General features: G+C 64.7%; 21 protein-coding genes. 3 read left to right on the forward strand and 18 right to left on the reverse strand.

All coding sequences use genetic code 11. The annotated features are described in order from the left end of the window. The first annotated feature begins 232 nt into the window (after nucleotides 1-232). Nucleotides 233-1,174, forward strand: coding sequence for a glutathione synthase (gene gshB, locus ABSY17_RS23585; RefSeq protein ID WP_378946281.1), 942 nt, complete (start codon nucleotides 233-235; stop codon nucleotides 1,172-1,174). Between the two features lie 202 nt (nucleotides 1,175-1,376). Then, nucleotides 1,377-2,909: a YifB family Mg chelatase-like AAA ATPase gene (locus ABSY17_RS23590; protein WP_378946283.1), complete on the forward strand. Its 1,533-nt coding sequence runs from the start codon at nucleotides 1,377-1,379 to the stop codon at nucleotides 2,907-2,909. 247 nt (nucleotides 2,910-3,156) lie between these two features. Here the strand turns inward: ABSY17_RS23590 and ABSY17_RS23595 are convergent, their stop codons facing one another. From ABSY17_RS23595 to dnaK, 9 genes are all read right to left on the reverse strand, one after another. Then, the gene (locus ABSY17_RS23595; protein ID WP_378946285.1) at nucleotides 3,157-3,786 is read right to left on the reverse strand and encodes a transglutaminase-like cysteine peptidase; all 630 of its coding nucleotides are present in this window, start codon (nucleotides 3,784-3,786) and stop codon (nucleotides 3,157-3,159) included. Between the two features lie 308 nt (nucleotides 3,787-4,094). Then, nucleotides 4,095-5,366: a polyhydroxyalkanoate depolymerase gene (locus ABSY17_RS23600; RefSeq protein ID WP_378946287.1), complete on the reverse strand. Its 1,272-nt coding sequence runs from the start codon at nucleotides 5,364-5,366 to the stop codon at nucleotides 4,095-4,097. Nucleotides 5,367-5,643: 277 nt separating this feature from the next. After that, a complete protein-coding gene (locus ABSY17_RS23605; protein WP_378946289.1) occupies nucleotides 5,644-6,477 on the reverse strand; it encodes a PhzF family phenazine biosynthesis protein in 834 nt (277 codons plus the stop codon). A 62-nt stretch (nucleotides 6,478-6,539) separates the two neighbouring features. After that, nucleotides 6,540-6,827 (reverse strand): DUF1330 domain-containing protein, encoded by a 288-nt coding sequence (locus ABSY17_RS23610; protein WP_378946291.1) that lies wholly within the window; start codon nucleotides 6,825-6,827, stop codon nucleotides 6,540-6,542. A gap of 58 nt (nucleotides 6,828-6,885) precedes the next feature. Next, complete coding sequence (gene pyrF, locus ABSY17_RS23615; RefSeq protein WP_378946293.1) at nucleotides 6,886-7,584, reverse strand: orotidine-5'-phosphate decarboxylase; 699 nt, start codon at nucleotides 7,582-7,584, stop codon at nucleotides 6,886-6,888. Further along, nucleotides 7,581-8,177 carry an NADPH-dependent FMN reductase gene (locus ABSY17_RS23620; protein WP_378946295.1) on the reverse strand — a complete coding sequence of 199 codons (597 nt, stop codon included), beginning with the start codon at nucleotides 8,175-8,177 and terminating at the stop codon, nucleotides 7,581-7,583. Before ABSY17_RS23620 ends, pyrF begins: the two co-directional genes overlap by 4 nt. Nucleotides 8,178-8,262: 85 nt before the next feature. Next, nucleotides 8,263-8,868 (reverse strand): phospholipid N-methyltransferase PmtA, encoded by a 606-nt coding sequence (gene pmtA / locus ABSY17_RS23625; RefSeq protein WP_378946297.1) that lies wholly within the window; start codon nucleotides 8,866-8,868, stop codon nucleotides 8,263-8,265. Nucleotides 8,869-8,968: 100 nt separating this feature from the next. Further along, nucleotides 8,969-10,099 carry a molecular chaperone DnaJ gene (gene dnaJ, locus ABSY17_RS23630; protein ID WP_378946299.1) on the reverse strand — a complete coding sequence of 377 codons (1,131 nt, stop codon included), beginning with the start codon at nucleotides 10,097-10,099 and terminating at the stop codon, nucleotides 8,969-8,971. Nucleotides 10,100-10,298: 199 nt separating this feature from the next. Further along, nucleotides 10,299-12,212 (reverse strand): molecular chaperone DnaK, encoded by a 1,914-nt coding sequence (dnaK, locus tag ABSY17_RS23635; RefSeq protein WP_378946301.1) that lies wholly within the window; start codon nucleotides 12,210-12,212, stop codon nucleotides 10,299-10,301. Nucleotides 12,213-12,426: 214 nt separating this feature from the next. Between dnaK and ABSY17_RS23640 the strand changes: the two genes are divergently transcribed. Further along, entirely contained in the window at nucleotides 12,427-13,536 is a 1,110-nt protein-coding gene (locus ABSY17_RS23640; RefSeq protein WP_378946303.1) for a zinc metalloprotease HtpX, read from the forward strand. Between the two features lie 475 nt (nucleotides 13,537-14,011). Here ABSY17_RS23640 and ABSY17_RS23645 read toward each other — a convergent pair whose 3' ends face one another. The 9 genes from ABSY17_RS23645 to rplT form a co-directional block, all read right to left on the reverse strand. Next, nucleotides 14,012-14,731, reverse strand: a complete 720-nt coding sequence (locus ABSY17_RS23645) for a spermidine synthase (RefSeq protein WP_378946305.1) — start codon at nucleotides 14,729-14,731, stop codon at nucleotides 14,012-14,014. A gap of 102 nt (nucleotides 14,732-14,833) precedes the next feature. After that, nucleotides 14,834-15,820 (reverse strand): Gfo/Idh/MocA family protein, encoded by a 987-nt coding sequence (locus tag ABSY17_RS23650; RefSeq protein WP_378946307.1) that lies wholly within the window; start codon nucleotides 15,818-15,820, stop codon nucleotides 14,834-14,836. A 96-nt stretch (nucleotides 15,821-15,916) separates the two neighbouring features. Beyond that, nucleotides 15,917-16,495 (reverse strand): YceI family protein, encoded by a 579-nt coding sequence (locus ABSY17_RS23655; protein ID WP_378946309.1) that lies wholly within the window; start codon nucleotides 16,493-16,495, stop codon nucleotides 15,917-15,919. A 71-nt stretch (nucleotides 16,496-16,566) separates the two neighbouring features. Further along, a complete protein-coding gene (locus ABSY17_RS23660; protein ID WP_378946311.1) occupies nucleotides 16,567-17,145 on the reverse strand; it encodes a cytochrome b in 579 nt (192 codons plus the stop codon). Between the two features lie 57 nt (nucleotides 17,146-17,202). After that, nucleotides 17,203-17,802: a nucleotidyltransferase family protein gene (locus ABSY17_RS23665; RefSeq protein ID WP_378946313.1), complete on the reverse strand. Its 600-nt coding sequence runs from the start codon at nucleotides 17,800-17,802 to the stop codon at nucleotides 17,203-17,205. An 18-nt stretch (nucleotides 17,803-17,820) separates the two neighbouring features. Beyond that, nucleotides 17,821-20,226 (reverse strand): phenylalanine--tRNA ligase subunit beta, encoded by a 2,406-nt coding sequence (gene pheT, locus ABSY17_RS23670; RefSeq protein ID WP_378946315.1) that lies wholly within the window; start codon nucleotides 20,224-20,226, stop codon nucleotides 17,821-17,823. Continuing rightward, nucleotides 20,223-20,654 (reverse strand): ASCH domain-containing protein, encoded by a 432-nt coding sequence (locus tag ABSY17_RS23675; protein WP_378946317.1) that lies wholly within the window; start codon nucleotides 20,652-20,654, stop codon nucleotides 20,223-20,225. Before ABSY17_RS23675 ends, pheT begins: the two co-directional genes overlap by 4 nt. Then, nucleotides 20,651-21,736: a phenylalanine--tRNA ligase subunit alpha gene (gene pheS / locus ABSY17_RS23680; RefSeq protein WP_378946318.1), complete on the reverse strand. Its 1,086-nt coding sequence runs from the start codon at nucleotides 21,734-21,736 to the stop codon at nucleotides 20,651-20,653. Before pheS ends, ABSY17_RS23675 begins: the two co-directional genes overlap by 4 nt. 100 nt (nucleotides 21,737-21,836) lie before the next feature. Continuing rightward, nucleotides 21,837-22,238 (reverse strand): 50S ribosomal protein L20, encoded by a 402-nt coding sequence (gene rplT / locus ABSY17_RS23685; RefSeq protein ID WP_378946320.1) that lies wholly within the window; start codon nucleotides 22,236-22,238, stop codon nucleotides 21,837-21,839. Nucleotide 22,239 lies beyond the last annotated feature (1 nt).

The raw sequence follows: 22,239 nt of genomic DNA on the forward strand, positions 1-22,239 counted from the left end.
CCTCGCAGCAAAGGGTTTAGGAATTGTTTTCGCATCGCGTCCACTTATTTGACGCAGCGTCTATTTTTTCGCACTCTCGGTTTTTGCGTCCCTGATGCCGGCCCCGTCTTCATTCCGGCACCACGCCGCCATTGCATCGGCCCGGCAAATCGCTACATCCTCGTCACCACAGCGCGCGACCGGCCGCCCGGTTGCGCGAATTGCCCCACGACCAGCCGCGCCGGAGACCTCCATGCCGCTCAAGATCGCCGTCCAGATGGACCACATCGCAACCATCTCGATCGCCGGCGACACGTCGTTTGCGCTGTCGCTGGAGGCGCAGCGCCGCGGCCATGAGCTCTACCACTACACACCCGACCGGCTGTCCCTGCGCGACGGCAAGGTTTTCGCCCGCATCGAGACGCTCGAGGTGCGCGACGTCAAGGGCGACCATTTCACCCTCGGCGAGCCTGTTCGCACCGACCTGTCGGAAATGGACGTGATCCTGTTGCGCCAGGATCCGCCCTTCGACATGAACTACATCACCACCACCCACATCCTCGAGCGCATCCATCCCAAGACGCTGGTCGTCAACGACCCTGCCTGGGTGCGCAACAGCCCCGAAAAGATCTTCGTCACCGAATTCTCCGACCTGATGCCGGAAACGCTGATCACCAAGGATCCGCAGGAGGTCGCCGCCTTCCGCAGGGAATTCGGCGACATCATCGTAAAGCCGCTCTACGGCAATGGTGGTGCTGGCATCTTCCATCTGCACGAGGCCGACCGCAACCTCGCCTCGCTCTTGGAAATGTTCGGCCAGATGTTCCGCGAGCCCTACATCGTCCAGCGCTACCTCAAGGACGTGCGCAAGGGCGACAAGCGCATCATCCTGATCGACGGCGAGCCGGTCGGCGCCATCAACCGCGTCCCGGCCGAACACGATTCGCGCTCCAACATGCATGTCGGCGGCCGCGCCGAGAAGACCGAGTTGACGGCGCGCGAGCGCGAGATCTGCGCGGCAATCGGCCCCTCGCTGCGCGAGCGCGGCTTCATCCTCGTGGGCATCGACGTCATCGGCGACTACATGACCGAGATCAACGTGACCTCGCCGACCGGCATCCGCGAGGTCAAGAAGTTCGGCGGCGCCGACATCGCTGCCCTGTTTTGGGACGCGGTGGAGCGGAAGCGGGCCTGACCGGCCCGCTCGCGGCGTGCCGACGTAAGAGCGCCCGGCCTCTTCTCTGCCTGCTGCTGGACTACCAAACGACAGCGCAACGCGCCGGAGCACATCTGTTCCTGGATTGTTCTTGCGCAACTTTGCAATCTGTGCTTGTCTTGCGCGAGGTCACTCGACCATATCGCGCGGAACAGGGGCAGCATTCCGCGGAGGGGGCAGCATGGTTTCGCGCGTGCGCACGGTTGCGTTCCAGGGCATCGAGGCGGTTCCCGTCGACGTGCAGGTGATGGTGGCGCCCGGCAAGGTCGGCATGCAGATCGTCGGCCTGCCCGACAAGGCGGTGGCCGAAAGCCGCGAGCGGGTGCAGGCGGCACTGCACGCCTCGGGTCTGTCGATGCCGGCCAAGAAGGTAACGGTCAACCTCGCCCCCGCCGACTTGCCGAAGGAGGGCAGCCATTACGACCTTCCCATCGCGCTCGGCCTGATGGCTGCGCTTGGTGCCGTGCCCGGCGACGCGCTGGCCAGCTATGTCGTGCTTGGCGAGCTCTCGCTCGACGGCACGATCGCGGCGGTCGCCGGCGCGCTGCCAGCGGCAATCGCGGCGAACACCGAGGGCAGGGGGCTGATCTGCCCGTCGGCTTGTGGTTCCGAGGCGGCATGGGCGGGTGCCGACATCGACATCCTGGCGCCGCGCAGCCTGATTGCCATCGCCAACCATTTTCGCGGCACCCAGGTGTTGTCGCGGCCCGAGGCCGGCATCCGTGCGCCGGCGCGCGACCTGCCCGACCTCGCCGACATCAAGGGCCAGGAAAGCGCCAAGCGAGCGCTCGAAGTGGCCGCCGCCGGCGGCCATAACCTGTTGTTCGTCGGGCCGCCGGGCTCGGGAAAATCGATGCTGGCGGCACGCCTGCCGTCGATCCTGCCACCCTTGTCACCCAAGGAACTGCTCGAAGTCTCGATGATCGCCTCGGTGGCCGGCGAACTGGCCGAGGGCAAGCTCACCGACCGGCGGCCGTTTCGCGCGCCGCATCATTCGGCCTCGATGGCGGCGATGATCGGCGGCGGGCTCAGGGCGCGGCCGGGCGAGGTCTCGCTGGCCCATCACGGCGTGCTGTTCCTCGACGAATTCCCGGAATTCACCCCGCAGGTGCTCGATTCGCTGCGCCAGCCGCTGGAAACCGGCGACTGCATGATCGCGCGGGCCAACCATCGCGTCACCTATCCGGCGCGCATCCAGCTCGTTGCCGCCATGAACCCGTGCCGTTGCGGCATGGCCGGCGAGCCGGGCTATCGCTGCCTGCGCGGCACCCGCTGCCAGGCCGACTACCAGGCGCGCATTTCAGGGCCGCTGCTCGACCGCATCGATCTGCGCATCGAGGTGCCCGCGGTTTCCGCCGCCGACCTGATCAGGCCCGGCAAGTCGGAAGCCAGCGCCGAGGTCGCGGCCCGCGTCGCCCGGGCCCGCGCGATCCAGCGGGAGCGCCTCGAGGCGCGCGGCGTCACCAATGCCACCACCAATGCCCAATGCGCCGCCGGCCTGATCGAGGACATCGCCGCCCCCGACGCCGCCGGCCTTTCGCTGCTCAGGGAGGCCAGCGAAAAGCTCGGCTTCTCCGCCCGCGCATACCACCGTGTGCTCAAGGTGGCGCGCACGCTCGCCGATCTCGACGCCAGCGAGACGGTCGGGCGCATCCATCTTGCGGAAGCGATCTCCTACCGCATCGCCTCCGAGCGCATGGCACAGGCGGCATGACGCACCATCGCTGAGCGAAGTTCGCTATCGCGGATAGAGGCGACCGTTTCCGGAATGGATCTGCATTGCTGTTCAACGGGAATGGACAAGCGCCACAAGGAACCAGCCGGGGCTGCAGCGCCGCCTGGGCCGGTCTATGCCTGAGTGGCCTTTTCGTGCGGGCCACATTGCGGCGGCGATACGCAAGCTTGTGCCGACGCAACAGCAACCAACCTCGCGGATCCAGCCTGAACGGCGGGGAAGGGCGCTACTTGACCGAGCCGACCAGCGTGGTCTGGCCTTCGCGGATGCTCACCCAGCGGCCGGTGTTTTCCGTCGATTGCCGCTTGAGAAAATTGTAGCCGGTCTCGTCCCACTGCTGCACGGCGTCGGTCAGGTTGTCGAGGATGAAGTCGCCCCTGGAAGTGCGCACGGTCAGCACCGCATGGCCCTCGCCATCGGGCTTGCGCACCACTGTTATGAGCAGGTTCGAAAGCGACACACCCTCGCGGCTGAGCGTCCGGCGCTTTTCGAGCACATAGTCCTCGCAGTCGCCTTCGCCATTGTCGGGATAGGTCCAGACCTCGTCGCGGCCATAGATGTCGATGTCGTTCATCGGCTTGATCGCAGCGTTGATCGCTACGTTGATCGAAACGATCTTGCGCCACAACTCACCGGTCAACTCCTCGGGCCCGGTGTCGCGCTGCTTGATCGCGCATTCCGCAGGATTGAGACGACAGAAGTCATAATGGCCGATCGGCTGCGAGGTCAGCCCGCCGGTGGCCATCGGCTGGGACGCAGCAGAGGCCGCGCCGGCACCGGCGACAACGCCTGCCGCCAACCCAAAGAAAACTGCGCCGCGCCGTGCCGTGCGCGCCAAGCCTGCTGCGGAAATCATGTCCCCCGCCCGCCCCTTTACATCGTTAATAAAACGTTAAGGTCTCGGGGCGTGGCGAGTCAATCAACGCCGGCGACAGATTGCAGACATGGTTACCGCGGCTGCCGGCACGCGACTATTGTGCAACAGAAATGCTTGTGCATGACCCCGAAAATCGGAATCGATTTTCGGAAAGGATCATGCACAAATTCAAAGTGTTACAGCGCCTTTGCGCGTCAGAAAGGACGCGCGGCGCTGTATGGCCCGGCGGTTCGCGCCGGGCCCTGCTGTGGATAAGTGAGGCCGCCTTGCCGGGTGGGGCGGGCGTTTCAGGCCTTGCGCACCACCTTGGGCTTGCCCCCTTTGCGCGCTTCGGCGCCGTGGCTTTCCATGAAATCGGCGATGCGCGGCACGATCTCGGCGCGGAAGCGCGAGCCGTTGAAGACGCCGTAGTGACCGACCGCCGGCTGCATGTAATGCGCCTTCATCTCGCCTGGGATGTTCGCGCACAGATCATGCGCGGCCTGCGTCTGGCCAAGCCCGGAAATGTCGTCGTTCTCGCCCTCGACGGTGAACAGCGCGACGTTGCGAATGGCAGCAAGGTCGACCGGCTGGCCGCGATGGTTCATCTCGCCCTTGGGCAGGGCATGACGGATGAACACGGTTTCCACCGTCTGCAGGTAGAACTCGGCGGTCAGGTCCATCACCGCCAGATACTCGTCGTAGAAGTCGCGGTGCTTCTCGGCGCCATCGCCGTCGTTCTTCACCAGATGCATGAAGAAGTCCTTGTGGGCGATGATGTGGCGGTCGAGATTCATGCTCATGAAGCCCGACAGCTGCAGGAAGCCCGGATAGACGTCGCGACCGAAGCCCGGCGCCGGCCACGGCACCTGCATGACGACGTTGTCGCGGAACCAGTCGATGCTCTTCTTCTCGGCCAGTTCGTTGACGGCGGTCGGGTTGCGCCGCGTGTCGATCGGGCCGCCCATCAGCGTCATGGTCGACGGCGCGAAACGGTCGCCGCGCGCCTCCATCACCGCCACAGCGGCCAGTACCGGCACCGAAGGCTGACACACCGCCATCACATGGGTGTCCGGCCCCAACGCATGGAACATGTCGATGACATAGTCGATATAGTCGTCGAGATCGAACCTGCCCTCGCTCATCGGCACCATGCGGGCGTCGGCCCAGTCGGTGATGTAGACGTCGGCATGGGGCAGCATCGCCTCGACCGTGCCGCGCAGCAGCGTCGCGTAGTGGCCCGACATCGGCGCCACGATCAGAAGCCTGGGCTGGGGGCGGCTGCCCTCGGGCAAGTCGCGCTGGAAATGGATCAGGTTGCAGAAGGGTCGCTGCCAGACGATGCGCTCGGTCACCGCCACCGGCTTGGAATCGACCACCGTCTTGTCGAGGCCGAACTGCGGCTTGCCGTAGCGCCGCGTCGTGCGCTCGAACAGTTCGGCCATCGCCGCCACCGAACGGCCGAGCGGCATGTGCGAGAACGGGTTGAGCGGATTGGAATAGAACATCCTGACCGCGTCGACATAGGCCCGCGCCGGCTGCAGCGCCGCGTGGGTGGATTCATAAAGCTGGTAGAACATGCAGTCCTCATGCGGCCATTCGGGAGGCGAGCCGGCCGGAGGCCCGTCATGCGATGCAGCGAAGTTAACAAACATCTGCTGCGATGCAATATCTCATAAATCGCGAAATATCGGCATCGTTGGGTGCAAGCCGTTGAAAAAACGTTTCCAACCCAGCGCTGGCCCAGGGGAAACGCCGCCTTGACATTGTGCAGCGCCAAAAATGTGGCGGGGCGGCAAGCCTACCCGGCCGGCGCTGGCGCCCCTCGAAAGATGGGCCACCTCCAACTGAACATCATTACCCCATCAGGCGGGCGGCTCCGGAAACCCGGATCGAGCTTCCCGGCTCGGGCGCGATTTCGGCGTGCAGCCGCGAGCGCATCCCCATGTCCTCGCCCTGGATAACCTCGATGCGGCCGCCATGCGGCCAGCCGAGGTCGCGCAGGTAGCCCGCGAAGGCCGCCGTCGCGGCACCCGTCGCCGGGTCCTCGTAGACCCCGCCGGCGGCAAAGGCGTTGCGGCTGTGGAACAGGCTCGGAGACTCTGCATAGACGAGCAGGATCGTTGCCCAGCCATGCCGCCGCATCAGCGCCCGTCCGGCTTCGAAATCATAGGTCATGCGGGCCAGCGCCGGCCGAGAAGCGAGCGCCAGCACGAAATGTTCGGCGCCGCCATTGATGATGGCTGGCGGAATGGCCGCGTCCAGCTCTTCGCCGCGATAGCCGAACAGCGCGAGCATCTCGGCCGTCAATTCCGGCGGCGCCGGCCGGCTGTGCGTCGGCGGCGACTGCAGCGCGGCCTCGAAGTCGCCGTCCGCACGCCAGCCCTCGACCGTGATCTCCGCCTGGTTGAGCCTCAGGGCAAAAATGCCGTCGCCGTACCTCATCGCCAGAGCAGCGCCCAGCGCGATGGTGGCGTGGCCACAGAACGGCACCTCCATCTCGGGCGCGAAGTAGCGAACCCGCCATGCATCGCCGTGCGGCGCGGCGAAGGCCGTTTCGGAAAACCCCACTCGGGCTGCGATGCGCTGCATCTCGGCCGCCTCGGGCAAGGCATCAGCGATCATCACGCCGGCCGGGTTGCCGCCGCTGCCGCCTTCAGAAAAGGCGGCAATCCGCAGGACCTCGGACATCTCAGTCATCCCCTCGAATTCGTGTCGATCAATCGGCAGGCGCCCCCGAAAGGTCAGGGCGCTTAGATGCCCTCGACCAGCACGATCTCCCCGTCGGCAAACTGCTGGCGGATCGACTTGGCGTGCTGGTATTCGGGCGAGAAGTAACAGTTGCGGGCGTCTTCCATCGAGGCGAACTCGATGACGACGTTGCGGGCTCGCCCGAGGCCCTCGACCGCCTCGCTGGCGCCGCCGCGGGCAATGAATTTCGCGCCGAAGCGCTCGAAAGCCGGCTTGGCGGCGGCGACATAGCCCTTGTAGCCTTCGGGGTCGCGCACGTCCACGCGTGCGATCCAATAAGCCTTGGTCATGATTTCCTCCCCGTTTTGCCTTGGTGCGTCCCTCGAGGCTCGAAGGACGCAAGACGGTCTATGCGGCCGCCATTTCCTCCAAGATAGCCTGTGCGGCGGCCCGCCTGTCAACCGCACCCACGATGGGGCGCGCGACGACCAGATGGCTGGAACCGTTGCGGATGGCGTCGGCCGGGGTGACGACGCGCTTCTGGTCGCCATGCTCGGCGCCTGCCGGGCGGATGCCGGGCGTGACGACCGCCATGTTGTGCCCAACGATGCGGCGCACCGCCGAGGCCTCGCTGGCCGAGCAGACGATGCCGCCCATGCCGGCGTTCAACGCCTGCTCGGCGCGATGCAGCACCAGCGTCTGCGGGTCGAACTCATAGCCGGCTTCGATCATGTCCTTGTCGTCCATCGAGGTCAGCACCGTCACCGCCAGCAGGCACAGGTCGCTGCCTTCGGCGGCCTTGACCGCCGCCCTCATGGCCTTGGGATAGGCATGCAGCGTCAGCATGGTCATGCCCATCTTGACGATGTTCTCGACGCCCTTGGCGACCGTATTGTCGATGTCGAGCAGCTTCATGTCGAGAAAGACCTTGTTGCCGCCACTCGCCAGCTCGCGGGCGAAGTCGAGCCCGCCGGCAAAGGCGAGCTGATAGCCGATCTTGTAGAAGTTGGCCGTGCCCTCGAGGTCGCGCACGACATTCTCCGCATCCTTGACGGTTGGCACGTCGAGCCCGACTATCAGCTTGTCGCGCATTGCTTCGATGCTCATGGTTCCACCCTCGTCGACAGCAAGGTCGCCCTTTCGATCAATGCACCGCACAGGCGCGCCATGCCCTTGCGCAGCCGCTCCTCCTTGAACTCGCCGTTCTCGTCGAAGGCCTCGCTGCCATTGGGCACCGAAACCTGCGGCGAGATCACCTCCATCTGGATATGCGACAGCACGGCGCGCAGATGGTTGATGCAGCGGATGCCGGCGAAATGGCCGTTCGACGACGAGCACAGCGCCACGAGCTTGCCGGGGTAGGGGTTGAGCGGCACGCCGCCGTCGCTGCGGACCCGGCTCACCCAGTCGATGGCATTCTTGAGCAGCGGCGGGATCGAGCCGTTATACTCGGGCGTGGCAATCAGGATCGCGTCATGGGCGACGAACAGGCGGGCCAGCGCGACCGCGTTTGCCGGCACGCCCTCGGCCTTCTCGAGGTCCTGGTCCATGATCGGCAGCGGGTAATCGGCCAGCGAAATGCGGGTCACGTCTGCGCCCTGCAGCGCCAGTTCCTTCTGCGCGCAATCGGCGGTCTTGCCGCTATACGCGCCGGTCCGGATCGAACCTGCGAACACGAGAATCTTGGGAACTATCGCCATGGCCATCCTGTTGCGCGTCCGCTGCGGGCGCATTGCAGTCAGGATGGGTATAGGCAATCGGCCCGCCAAATCAAGGCGGCAGCACTCAGTGCTGACTGCGGCGGTAGACCCAAAGCTGCGTCGGCGGGATGTTGCGAATGACGAAGTCGAAATGCTCAACCGTGTAGTCGCCCAGGCCCGGCGGTATCGGCGATTTCGGCCCGTAGGTAAGCTGGATCACAGGCCGGCCGACGGGAATGCGCTTGAGCAGGCCTTCCAGATAGGCAACGCGGCTGACAACCGGGAAATTGAGCAGCGGCACGCCCGAAATGACGGCGTCGAAGGTCAGGTCCTTCTTGTCGCCCAAGGTCGTGTCGAGATCGAAGGCGTCGCCCTCGATGACATTGACGCCGGGATAGAGCCGGCGCAGGTGCCGGACGAAATCGGCCGAATATTCGACCGTGTACAGATTCTCCGGCTTCACGCCGTGGGCCAGGATCGCCTTGGTGATGACGCCGGTGCCGGGGCCGACCTCCAGGACGGGCAGGCCTGAACCGACATCGATCACCGAAGCCATGCGGCGGGCGGTAACCGAGCTCGTCGGCACGATCGAGCCGACGGCCTTGGGCTTGTCCATCCAGCCCTTGAAGAACTTCAGTTCGTCGTCGAACTTGGCTGCAAGGGTCTTTCGCAATCCGGAACCGCGTGGCATCGATCTTGTCTCCTACCCCTGCCGCCGTGGACCATTAGCAAGAAACTGGCCCAAGGCAAGTCGAAATCTGGCTCAACTTACCCCGGGTTATGCCGCAGCGTCATTTTTCCCCGAAGGATTCGAAAAAGTCCTTCATGCGATCAAAGAAACCACTCGATTGCGGCGAATTCTCGGTCGAGGACAGCTTCTCGAACTCTTCGAGCAGCTCGCGCTGACGCCGGGTCAGGTTCTGCGGCGTCTCGACCGCGGTCTGGATGTAAAGGTCGCCGACCTGCGGCTGCCGCAGCACCGGCATGCCCTTGCCCTTGAGGCGGAACTGGCGACCATTCTGCGTACCCTCGGGCACCTTGACCCGCGTCTGGGTGCCATCGAGCGTCGTCACCTCGAACTGGCCGCCGAGGGCGGCCGTGGTCATCGAGATCGGCACCTTGCAATAGAGGTCGGCGCCGTCGCGCTGGAAGAACTCGTGCGGCTTGACCGACAGGAAGATGTAGAGGTCGCCGGGAGGGCCGCCGCGCAAGCCCGCCTCACCCTCGTTGGCGAGCCGGATGCGGGTGCCGTCCTCGATGCCCGAGGGGATGTTGACCGAAAGCGAGCGCTCCTCGGTGGTACGGCCCTGGCCGGCGCACTTGCCGCACGGGTCCTTGATCGTCTGGCCGCGGCCCTGGCACTGCGGGCAGGTGCGCTCGATCGAGAAGAAGCCCTGGCTGGCGCGCACCTTGCCGTGGCCCTGGCACATCGAGCAGGTCACCGGCTGGGTGCCGGGCTTGGCGCCCGAGCCTGAGCACTCTGTGCACGACACCGAGGTCGGCACGTGGATCTGCGCGGTCTTGCCGGCAAAGGCCTCCTCGAGGGTGATTTCCATGTTGTAGCGCAGATCGGCGCCGCGTTCGCGCCCACCCGACGAGCGGCGCTGGCGGCCACCCATCATATCGCCGAAGATGTCTTCGAAAATGTCGGCAAAGCCGCCGGCACCGAAGCCACCATGGCCATTGCCCATGCCGCCGTTCTCGAAGGCGGCATGGCCGAAACGGTCATAGGCCGCGCGCTTCTGCGGGTCCTTCAGCGTCTCGTAGGCCTCGTTGATTTCCTTGAACTTGTGTTCGCAGGTTTCGTCGCCGGGGTTGCGGTCGGGGTGGTACTGCATGGCGAGCTTGCGAAAAGCCACCTTCAGTTCCTTTTCGTCCGCGCCCTTTTGAACGCCCAAAGTTTCGTAGAAATCGGCTTTCATCTTTTCCTACTGCCCGGTTGCTCAATGTCTTTTGGCATTGTTTGCCGGTCTTGTTGCTCGGCGTCAGGTTTCCGATTTAGTGAGCCGGAAGCCGCGATGCCAGAGTTGGGGCGGCTTTCGCCGCTTTTTTTCGATTGGAACCTGCAAAAAAGCCCGGCCAATCCGCCGGGCTTTCCTGTTTGCGCCGAAAAAGGGCCGGTCAGGCCGACTTCTTCTTGTCGTCGTCGTCGATTTCCTCGAAGTCGGCGTCGACCACGTCGCTGTCCTTGGCCGCGTCGGCAGCAGCGTCGGATTCGGCCGCTTCCTTCTGCGAAGCCTCGTACATCGCCTGGCCAAGCTTCATCGAAGCTTCGGCAAGCGTCTGCGACTTGGCATTGATGGCCTCGACGTCATCGCCCTCGGTAGCGGTCTTGAGTGCTGCGATCGCATCGGAAATTGCGGTGCGGTCGGCCTCGGTGACCTTGTCGCCATATTCCTTCAGCGACTTCTCCGACGAGTTCAGCAGGCTTTCAGCCTGGTTGCGCGCCTCGACCAGCGCCTTGCGCTTCTTGTCGGCCTCAGCGTTCACCTCGGCGTCCTTGACCATCTTTTCGATGTCGGCGTCCGACAGGCCGCCCGACGCCTGGATGCGGATCTGGTGCTCCTTGCCGGTGCCCTTGTCCTTGGCCGAGACGTTGACGATGCCGTTGGCGTCGATGTCGAAGGTCACTTCGATCTGCGGCACGCCACGCGGTGCGGGCGGAATGCCGACGAGGTCGAACTGGCCGAGCATCTTGTTGTCGGCCGCCATTTCGCGCTCGCCCTGGAAGACGCGGATGGTCACCGCCGACTGGCTGTCTTCAGCCGTCGAGAAGACCTGGCTCTTCTTGGTCGGGATCGTGGTGTTGCGCTCGATCAGGCGGGTGAACACGCCGCCCAGCGTCTCGATGCCCAGCGACAGCGGGGTCACGTCGAGCAGCAGAACGTCCTTGACGTCGCCCTGCAGCACGCCGGCCTGGATCGCAGCACCAAGTGCCACCACCTCATCGGGGTTGACGCCCTTGTGCGGCTCCTTGCCGAAGAACTGCTTCACGATCTCCTGGATCTTGGGCATGCGGGTCATGCCGCCGACCAGGACCACTTCGTCGATCTCGCCAGCCTTGAGGCCGGCATCCTTGAGCGCTGCCTTGCACGGCTCGATGGTGCGCTGGACGAAATCGTCGACCAGCTGCTCGAACTTGGCGCGCGACAGCTTCATCGTCAGGTGCTTCGGCCCGGAGGCGTCGGCGGTGATGAAGGGCAAGTTGATCTCGGTCTGGGTCGTCGACGACAGCTCGATCTTGGCCTTTTCGGCAGCTTCCTTGAGGCGCTGCAGGGCCAGCTTGTCGTTCTTCAGGTCGATGCCCTGTTCCTTCTTGAACTCGGCCGCCAGGTACTCGACCAAGCGCATGTCGAAGTCCTCGCCGCCGAGGAAGGTGTCGCCGTTGGTCGACTTCACCTCGAACACGCCGTCGCCGATCTCGAGAACCGAGATATCGAAGGTGCCGCCGCCAAGGTCATAGACGGCAATGGTCTTGCCTTCCGTCTTGTCGAGGCCATAGGCCAGCGCTGCCGCGGTCGGCTCGTTGATGATGCGCAGCACTTCCAGGCCGGCGATCTTGCCGGCATCCTTGGTGGCCTGGCGCTGGGCGTCGTTGAAATAGGCCGGAACGGTGATGACGGCCTTCTCGACCTTCTCGCCGAGATAGGCTTCCGCCGTTTCCTTCATCTTCTGCAGGATCATCGCCGAGATCTGGCTGGGCGACTGCTTCTTGCCGCCGGCCTCGACCCAGGCATCGCCATTGTCGCCATTGACGATGTGGTAGGGGACAAGCTTCTTGTCCTTTTCGGTGACCGGATCGTCATAGCGGCGGCCGATCAGGCGCTTGACCGCGAAAACCGTATTCTCAGGATTGGTGACTGCCTGGCGCTTGGCCGGCTGGCCGACGAGACGCTCGCCGTCACCGCTGAAGGCGACGATGGAAGGGGTCGTGCGCGCGCCTTCCGCGTTCTCGATTACCTTGGCGTCCTTGCCGTCCATAACGGCGACGCAGGAATTGGTCGTCCCCAGGTCAATGCCGATAACTTTTGCCATTTTACGTCTTCTCTCCGCTTAGCAGGCTCGCTGGACCCAAACGGCGTTCCGGCGCAAGCCCCTGATCACAAGAAATTCCGCTTCGGACACCGGATTTCCGGGCCGAAGCGGCGTTGCGGCGTATATAAGAACAGCATTCTGACAGCGCAAGCGTCCCGCAACTTTCCGTGTGGGGGGTCTCGGCAAACGCCTGGGACATACTCATATTCAAGATATGAGCGAGTTCAACTCAATCAACCTGCTCGAGCATCGCCGCAATCGGGCGCTCAATTCGCTGCAGACATGGCTTCTGGGCGCTGGAAGCCTGCTGCTTTTGACCGTCACCGCCTGGGCATTCGCCGGCACGACCGGCATCGTCTATGCGCTGATCTTCGGCGTCGTCTCGATGTGGGCGGTGCGCCGGATCAGCCCGCAGATGGTGCTTTCCATGTACAAGGCGCGGCAGGTCAGCCCACTCGACTTTCCCGCCGGCTTCCGCATCATCGAGGAACTCGCCCGCCGCGCTGATCTGCCGGCGGTGCCCAAGCTCTACGTCATCCCCTCGAAGATGATGAACGCCTTTGCCGTGGGCAGCCGCAGCGTTGCGGCAATCGCCGTCACCGATGCGCTCGCCCGCAGCCTGACGCCGCGCGAACTGGCCGGCGTTCTCGCCCATGAAGTCAGCCACGTCGCCCACGACGACGTCAAGGTCATGGCCTTTGCCGACATGGTCGCGCGCTTCACCTCCTTCATGTCGACGGTCGGGCTGTTTTCCTTGTTCTTCAACCTGTTCGGCGTCGCCCGCGGTGCCGGCACGCAGGTGCCGTGGCTTGCGATCGTGGTGCTGCTCGCCGCCCCGACCGTCGGCGGGCTGTTGCAGATGGCGCTGTCGCGCACCCGCGAATTCGACGCCGATCTCGGCGCCGTGGCGCTCACCGGCGATCCCGACGGACTGGCTTCGGCCCTGGCCAAGCTCGAACGCGCCCAGGGCAGGGTCTGGGAAAACATCCTTCTGCCAAGCGGCCGCATTCCCGACCCTTCGGTGCTGCGCACCCATCCGCTGACTTCCGACCGCATCGCCCGGCTCAGGGCACTCAAGGCGGCCGACATGCAGGACGAGCTTGTTCCCGCCGGAGCTGCCGGGCTGCCGCGCCTTGCGCGGCCGTCGATCATCCCGAAAATTCGCGCCCATCCCGGCACCTACCTGCCGCAGGGCGCGCGCGGCTTCATCAACGCCGCCAATTCCGACTTCGCCGACGACACCCGCCCCGCCAGCGACACCCCGCTCAACCCGCCCGACAGCGCCCCCCGCATCCGCGTCACCCGCGGCGGGGTGTGGTGGTGATTTTTTTCCACCGATGCGGGGAAAGAGTATCCATGGTGCGAGCGTTTTTTTCGTCGGGCGTCGCCGCGACAATGCCGCTCCCCCGTTATGACGACGCTTGTCGTTTCACGCCGTTTCCCATGTCCTGCGCCGCCGGTCCGGCTTCGCCATCACGGCATGGATCCCCGGGATCTCCGCCGCTCGCTTCGCTCGCGCTCCGACCCGAAGATGACGAAGGCCGGTTGGCTTTTGGCTAATCTCATAGGTCGGCGGTTGGCAGGAATGCTGGAATTGGGCTGCAAAGACGGCCAGCCACCGACGTCAGCGATTGGCCGCAAGCCCAACGCCTTCGTCATCCTCGGGCGGAGCAGGAGCGCAGCGAACTGCGGAGACCCGGGGATCCATGCCGTAACGCTGAAGCTGTCGCCGCGGTCCAAAACCAGCATGCGACTACAGCAAATGTGCGTGCCAAGCGAAGCGACGGCGAGCCTCGAACTCAGGCTTGGCCGGTGCGTGGGGACGAGCGGGGCCTGGAAACTGCCGCCCCGCCATTGGCCGCTACCCAGATAACGTGCCGCGCACCGCCGCCTTTGGTGCTGGCGCGGACCTTGACCTCGTCGACGACGAAGCCGCTCTCGTGCAGGCGGCGGGTAAAAGCCCGGTCGGGCCCTTGCGACCACACGGTCAGCACGCCGCCCGGCTTCAACGCGCTACGCGCGGCATGCAGGCCGGCATGGTTGTAAAGGCTGTCATTGGCGTCGCGCGACAGGCCCTCGGGGCCGTTGTCGACGTCGAGCAGGATGGCGTCATAGGTGCCCTTGCCGTCACGGATCAGCCGGCCGACATCGCCCTCCACCACCTCGACGCGCGGATCGTCGAGGCAGCCGGCGAAAACTTCGGCCATCGGGCCGCGCGCCCAGGCAACCACCTCGGGCACGAGTTCGGCAACGACGATGCGGGCGTCCTTGCCGAGCAGCGCCAGCGCAGCTCGCAGGGTAAAGCCCATGCCAAGCCCGCCGATCAGGATTTTAGGCTTGCCACGACCGGCGATGCGCTCGCAGGCGAGCTTCGCCAGCGCCTCCTCGGAACCGCTGAGCCGGCTGTTCATCAGTTCGTTGGAGCCGAGCATGATCGAGAACTCGGTGCCGCGCTGCTTGAGGCGCAGTTCGCCGCCGCCGGGGATTTTCGCGGTGTCGAGTACGATCCAGGGAATCATCGGCAGAGGCTCGTCGGCTGGGAGTGCATCGATGGCTCCCTAGCACAGAGTAGCGCACGCGACAGCCGCAACCAACGGAGGCCGGACCGGCGAGCGGGAAAACTACACCTTCTCCCAGCCGTCGTGGTCGCCGGCGCGGAAGATGGCGTCGATGACCTTCTGGTTGAGCACCGACTCCTCGAGCGAAAAGACATGGTCCTTGCCGCCGCGCGCCGCACGGACGAAAGCCTCGACCTCGAGCCGATAATGCTTCGCGCCGGAGAAATGGAACACCGTCGTCTCGTTATGCGACGCGTTGTGCAGCTCGACGCGTTCCTGCTCGTATAGGCCGGCGTTGAAGGGTGCCCGGACCTCGATGAAGCCCTTGTCGCCGTGGAACACCATGACCTGGCGGTTGGCTAGCTGGGTCGACAGGTAGAAGGACAGCTCGAAGTCGCCGAAATCGGCGCGCACGCTGGAATAGATATCGGTGCCGAAAGTCTTGTCGCGCTCGATGCTCGCCTGGACGCGGCTGGGCTCCTTGCCCGTGGAAAACCGCGTTGTCACCGTCGGATAGACGCCGATGTCGGGCAGGGCGCCGCCGCCGAGATCGAGCTGGTTGCGCATGTTGTTGGGGTCGACATTGTAATAGGAAAACGCCCCCTGGACATGGCGCAGCCGGCCGATGGCGCCGGCGGCGATCAGGTCGCGCACCTTGATCCACTGTGGGTGGTAGGTGACCATGAAGGCTTCGGAGACGACGACCTTGTTGCGGTCGCGGGCCGCGATCAGCGGTGCGATGTCCTGGGCATTCAGCGCCAGCGGCTTTTCGACCAGCACATGCTTGCCGGCCTCGGCGGCCTTGATGGCCCATTCGAGATGCTGCGAGGTCGGCAAAGGGACGTAGACGCCGTCGACGGTGTCCGAAGCCAACAGCTCGTCATAGGAACCGAAGGCGTGCTGGGCGCCGAAACGGCCGGCCAGCGCGTGTGCCTTGCCGATGTCGCGGCTGGCGATCGCCGCCACCACGCCATTGTCGGAATCGGCGATGGCCGGCAACACGTGTTCCCGCCCGATCTTGGCGGTGGAAAGAATACCCCAGCGAAACATCTGGCCTCCGCGCGAAAAGCGACCCCTTTCGGCCGCTGCCCGAGATTGGCGGAAGCAGCGGCCAAATGCCAGAGGTTTCGGTTGGTCGGTTGCTCATCAGCCGCGATGGCCGGTGAACTGCATGTCGAAGCCGACGACGTTGGAATAGATCGGCGTGCCGGCATCCATGTGGTAGCGCGAGCGATAGACATTGCCACTGACATGGAAGCGGATCTGGCCGCCATTCACGCCCTGCAAGGTGGCGGTGAACTTCTCGGTGTTGGTGTGGCCGCGCGCCGTCAATTGGCCGGTGATGACTGCCGAATTGTCGCCGGTGCGCTGCACCGACGTCGAACGGAAGGTGATCTGACGCGACCTGGCGGCGTCGAAGACGGCATCAGACTTCAGGAAGGCATCGATGCGACCCTGGCCGGTACCGACACTGTCTGGATAGATGGTGAAATCGACATGCGAGCGGCCGATGTCGCCGCCGTCGATGCGGATGGTGCCCTTGAAGCGGCCAAAGGCGCCGTTGAGGCCGCCGCCGCCGGCCTTTCCGATGACGAAGTGGATGCTCGAGCCACTGGGGGAGACGGCATAGCGCCCGGCAGCATCGGACAGCGCCACAGCCGTGGCAGAACTGCTGATCGAACCGAGGGCGAGGAGGGTGGCAACGCCAAGAATACGCAAGGACATTTCATCATACTCCCTGATCGCGCGGCACTTCGGGGTGCCATGCAGGAAGACCAACGATTCGGTCTCGGCGCCTATTCCGGAAATTTTCTGCGGCGGGCGAGATTGGGCGAAATCATGCGCACCAGAACGAAGTCGCGCAGCAAGAAATGGTGCCGCAGTGCCGCCAGAACATGCAGCAGCACCAGCGCGATACCGCCATAGGCGAGCCATTTGTGCGCGGCGATCCAGAAACTCTCCGCCTGCTCCGAAATCTCGAATGGCAGGTTGGGCATGACGAAAAGATCGAACGGCATGGAAGGGATTTCGAGCACCGAGACCGACACGAGGATCCAGCCCGACAGCGGCACGGCCAGTTGCGCCGCGTAAAGCAGAAAATGCACCGCGGGCGCTGCCTTGCGCTCCATCGGCCCGACCCCTTCAGGCAGTTCGGGGCTGACGCTGGCAAGCCGCCAGCCGATGCGGATCAGCACCAGCCCGAGTAGCAGGAAGCCGAAGGACTTGTGCAGCTGGATCAGTTCGAAGGAGGTGAGCTGGCTGGCAATGCGGACCATGACCAGCCCGAGCACGAACTGGCCGATGAAGAGAGCCGCGATCAGCCAGTGGATCAGGATGGCTGTCCAGCCGAAACGGGTCATGGTGTTGCGCAGCATCGACGGCACCTCCGTCGCACAACGAATCTGGGGCGGATTTCGTCCCGGAACAGGATCTCACCAGTCGACGACTGTCACCTCGGGCCACATCTGCCTGGCACGTTGGCCCTTAGCTTCGTGGGTGGCGCGGTTGTCGTTGCGATGGTTGGGCGTCAGCCGGAAGGCGAAGATGTCGTCGAGGCCGAACGGCGCCCAGACCTGCGGTGCACCATCGACGAGGGCGAGACCGACGGCATGGGTGCGCGAGGCGAAGTGTTCGAGCGACTCGGCGCAAGAGCCGAGCGGTGCGCGCGGCAAGCCGAAATGATCCTCGAACCAGAGATGGACGCGGGCCTGGTTGCGGATTTCAACCGGCAACGGCAGATGCGCAAAGGCGTCACTGCCACGACGGATGACCACGTCCTCGGCCTCCCAGGAGAGGTCCGAACCATCGAAATAGAACAGGTCGATATCACGGATGCCGTAGCCGCCGGGACGGCCGGTCAGATGGTTCCAGACACTATTGTAAAGCGCGCCGGAAACTAGCATCCACTGCGACAGATCCAGCCGCTCGGCCGCCGCGAGTGCAGGGCGGACAATCGGGTCGGCAAGGAGGATGTCGAGCAGGACCTGCCGCTGGTCTTCAAACGGCAGGCCATTGTAGCGAAGATGCTCCATGCTCCTCCCTGAGGGCGATCAACTGCGCAGCACGCCGCCCGTCTGCTTCTTGACGTTCTCGACGATCTTCGCCGCCAGCGCCTCGAAGTCTTGGTCGGTCAGCGTCTTTTCGACCGGCTGGATGGTGACCTCGATGGCGACCGACTTCTTGCCCTCGCCGAGCGAAGCGCCCTCGAAGATGTCGAAGACCGAAACCGCAGTGATCAGCTTCTTGTCGGCGGCAAGAGCTGCGCGCGTCAGCGTGCCGGCCTCGACCACCTTGTCGACGACGAAGGCGAAGTCGCGCTTGACGGCCTGGAACGGCGACAGCTCGAGCTTCGGCTTGGTCTTGGTCGGCTTGGCCTTGGGCTCGGGGATGGCATCGACATAAACCTCGAAGCCGCAGAGCGGGCCCGAGACGTCGAGGCCTTCGAGCGTCTTCGGATGGAACTCGCCGAAGGTGCCGAGCACGACCTTGGGGCCGAGCTTGATCACTCCCGAACGGCCCGGATGGTACCAGGCGGGCGCGCCGGTCTCGATCTGCAGCCGGTCGACCGGTGCGCCGCAGGCCTCAAGGGCTGCGATCGCATCGGCCTTGGCATCGAACACGCCGACATTGCCCGCATTGCCCGACCAATTGCGGCCGGAGCCCTCGAGCTTGGCGGTGCCGCGGCGGATGCCAGCGGCGACACGGCGCTGGCCCTCCGGCGTGTCGCTCTCATAGGTGCCCGAGACCTCGAACAGCGCGACATCGCCGAGCCCGCGGTCGGCGTTGCGCTGGGCAGCGGCGATCAGGCCGGGCAGCAGCGAAGGCCGCATGTCCGACATGTCGGACGCGATCGGGTTCGACAGCTTGAGGTTTTCCTGGCCACCGCCGAACAGCTCGGCGTGCCTGGCCGGGATGAACGACCAGGTGACGGCCTCCATCATGCCGCGCACGGCGAGCGCGCGCCGTGCCGAACTGGTGCGGATCTGCAGCGTGGTCAGGATCTTGCCATTGACCGCATCATGCGCGCCGAGCGGCTGCGGCACGATGTTGTCGACGCCATGGATACGCATGACCTCCTCGACCAGATCGGCCTTGCCGTCGACATCAGGGCGCCAGGACGGAACGGTGACGTCGACGACGTCGCCATCGCCCATAACACCGAAGCCGAGACGGGTGAGGATGTCGAGGCTCTCGGCCTTGGCGACCTCGATGCCGGTCAGGCGCTTGACCTCGGACAGCGGGAAGGTGACGACTTTTGGCGTGTGGCCGGCATAACCGACGACATCGGTCTTCGTCGGAGCGCCGCCGCACAGGTCGAGCACCAGCTTCGTCGCAAGTTCGACGCCCGGAACCATGAATTCAGGGTCGACGCCACGCTCGAAGCGGTAGCGCGCATCGGTGATGATGCCGAGCGTGCGGCCGGTGCGGGCGATGTTGAGCGGCGCCCAGAGCGCCGACTCGATCAGCACGTCGGTGGTGTTCTCGTCGCAGCCCGAATGCTCGCCGCCCATGACACCGGCGATAGATTCGACACCGTTGTCATCCGAGATCACGCACATCTCAGGCGTCAGCGCGTATTCGCGGCCGTCAACCGCCAGCACCTTGTCGCCCTCGCGGCCACGGCGGACCACCAGATTGCCGGCGACCTTCTTGGCGTCGAAGACGTGCAGCGGGCGGCCGCGATCGAAGGTGACGTAGTTGGTGATGTCGACCAGCGCGTTGATGGGGCGCAGGCCGATGGCGAGCAGGCGCTGCTGCATCCACTTGGGCGAGGGGCCATTCTTGACGCCGCGCACCAGGCGCAGCGCAAAGCCCGGGCACAGGTCGGGTGCTTCGATCGTCACCTTGACTGGGCAGTCGCCTTCGCCAGCAATCGAGGCAACCGCGCCACCCTTGAGCGTGCCGAGACCGGAAGCGGCGAGATCGCGCGCGATGCCGTGAACGCTGGTGGCGTCGGGACGGTTCGGCGTCAAATTGATCTCGATCATGGGATCGTCGAGATGGGCGTAGGCGGCGAAGGACGTGCCAATGGGCGCATCGGCCGGCAGGTCGATGATGCCGTTGTGCTCGTCCGACAGCTGCAGCTCGCGCTCGGAGCACATCATGCCATGGCTTTCGACGCCGCGGATCTTGCCGACCGACAGGGTGACGTCGATGCCGGGCACATAGGCGCCAGGGGCGGCGAAGGCACCGATCAGGCCGGCGCGTGCATTGGGCGCTCCGCAGACGACCTGGACGGAGGTACCGGCGCCGGTGTCGACGGTCAGCACCTGCAGCTTGTCGGCATCGGGATGACGCTCGGCCGTCAGGATCTTGGCGATGACGAAGGGTTTCAGGGCCGCCTTGTCGTCGACGGATTCGACTTCGAGGCCGATCGAGGTCAGCCGCTCGACGATCTCTTCGAGCGTGGCGTCGGTTTCGAGATGATCCTTGAGCCAGGAGAGGGTGAATTTCATGGGTTCACTCGTTTCGTGTCGTTGCGGTCGAGCACTTCCACCAGCCGGAACCGCTCACAAACCAAAATCATGTCTGGCGAAAAGCCACCATTGCGGCCGAAATAGCCCTCATGGGCCTCCCGCCAATAGTCGTAGGACAAGTCGCCTTCGCCTTCCGCGGCAGCAAACTCGGCATCGACCTCATCGAAGCGCTTGTGCTCGACCGAGACCGTCTCGATGACCGCTGCACGCCGGCCCTGGCCGTCGAGCACCACATCGCGGCGACCGACCTCCGGCACCGGCTCGGCGCCGCCGTAGTCGCGCAAGGCGCCGCAGGTCGCGGTCTTGCGGCCCGACAGCACCAGGGCCAGCAGTTCGTCGGCGAGCTCAGGGCTGTCGCCGAAGGCGAAGGTCACCGCACCGGCATATCGGTCGGCAGCCTCGATCATGCGCTCAGGCCACCGAACAGCGTCGGCATGTCGAGCGGCCTGAAACCATAGTGCGACAGCCAGCGGACATCGGCGTCGAAGAAGGCGCGCAGGTCGGGCATGCCGTATTTCAGCATGGCGATGCGGTCGATGCCCATGCCCCAGGCGAAGCCCTGGTACTCGTCGGGATCGAGACCGCCATGGCGCAGCACATTCGGGTGAACCATGCCGCAGCCAAGGATCTCCATCCAGTCGTTGCCCTCGCCGAAGCGCACTTCGCCCGGCCGCGAGCGGTCGCACTGGATGTCGACCTCGAGGCTCGGCTCGGTGAAGGGGAAGAAGGACGGGCGGAAGCGCATCTTGACGGACGGCACCTCGAAGAAGGCCTTGCAGAACTCTTCGAGCACCCACTTCATGTTGGCGATGTTGGCGGTCTTATCGATCACCAGCCCCTCGACCTGATGGAACATCGGCGAGTGGGTGGCATCCGAATCCTGGCGGTAGGTTTTTCCAGGAATGACGATGCGGATCGGCGGCTTCTGCGTCTCCATGGTGCGGATCTGCACCGGCGAGGTGTGGGTGCGCAGAAGCTTGCGCTCGCCATTCTGGCCGGGCGGGAAGAAGAAGGTGTCGTGCATCTCGCGCGCCGGGTGTCCCTCGGGGAAGTTCAGCGCGGTGAAATTGTAGTGGTCGGTCTCGACATCGGGACCTTCGGCAATGGCAAAGCCGAGATCGCCGAAGATCGCCGCGATCTCGTCGATGACCTGGCTGATCGGATGGATGCGGCCGCGCTCGGCCGGCGACTGGCGCACCGGCAAGGTGACGTCGACCTTTTCGGCGACGAGACGCGCGGTGATGGCTGCGTCGCGCAGTTCGGTCTTGCGGGTAGCCAGCGCCTCGGTGACGCGGTTCTTCAGCCCGTTGATGACAGGGCCCTTGGTCTGGCGCTCGTCGGCGCTCATGGCGCCGAGCGTCTTCAACATTTCCGAGACCGAGCCCTTCTTGCCGAGGGCTGCGACGCGCACCGCCTCGATCGCCTGCTCGTCGGCAGCAGAGGCGATGTCGCTCAGCAGCGATTGTTCGAGAGTTTCCAGATCGCTCATGGTCCAGTTCCGTTGCGTTGCTGCAAAGAAAAACCCGCGCTAGCCCTGCCAGCGCGGGTTTCCCAAATCAAAATGTAGAAAGCTTGGGAAGCGCTGGTCTTTAACCGACAGCGCTTTCAAAAGCGTTCGGGGTCGTGTTCTTGAGGTACTCAAGAGCGACCTTGGCCTTGGCAACGAGCGCAGCGAAAGCCTGCGGCTCATGGATGGCCATGTCGGAGAGGATCTTGCGATCGATCTCGATGTTGGCCTTGTTGAGGCCATCGATGAAGCGGCCGTAGGTCAGGCCGTGCTCGCGAACCGCGGCGTTGATACGCTGGACCCACAGGGCGCGGAAGTTGCGCTTGCGGTTCTTGCGGTCGCGGTAAGCGTACTGCAGCGACTTCTCGACCGCCTGCTTGGCGATGCGGATGGTGTTCTTGCGGCGGCCGTAGAAACCCTTGGCCTGGGCGAGAACCTTCTTGTGCTTGGCGTGGGCGGTAACGCCCCTCTTTACACGTGCCATG

It is taken from the genome of Mesorhizobium sp. ANAO-SY3R2, from assembly GCF_042466635.1.
Taxonomy (GTDB): domain Bacteria; phylum Pseudomonadota; class Alphaproteobacteria; order Rhizobiales; family Rhizobiaceae; genus Aminobacter.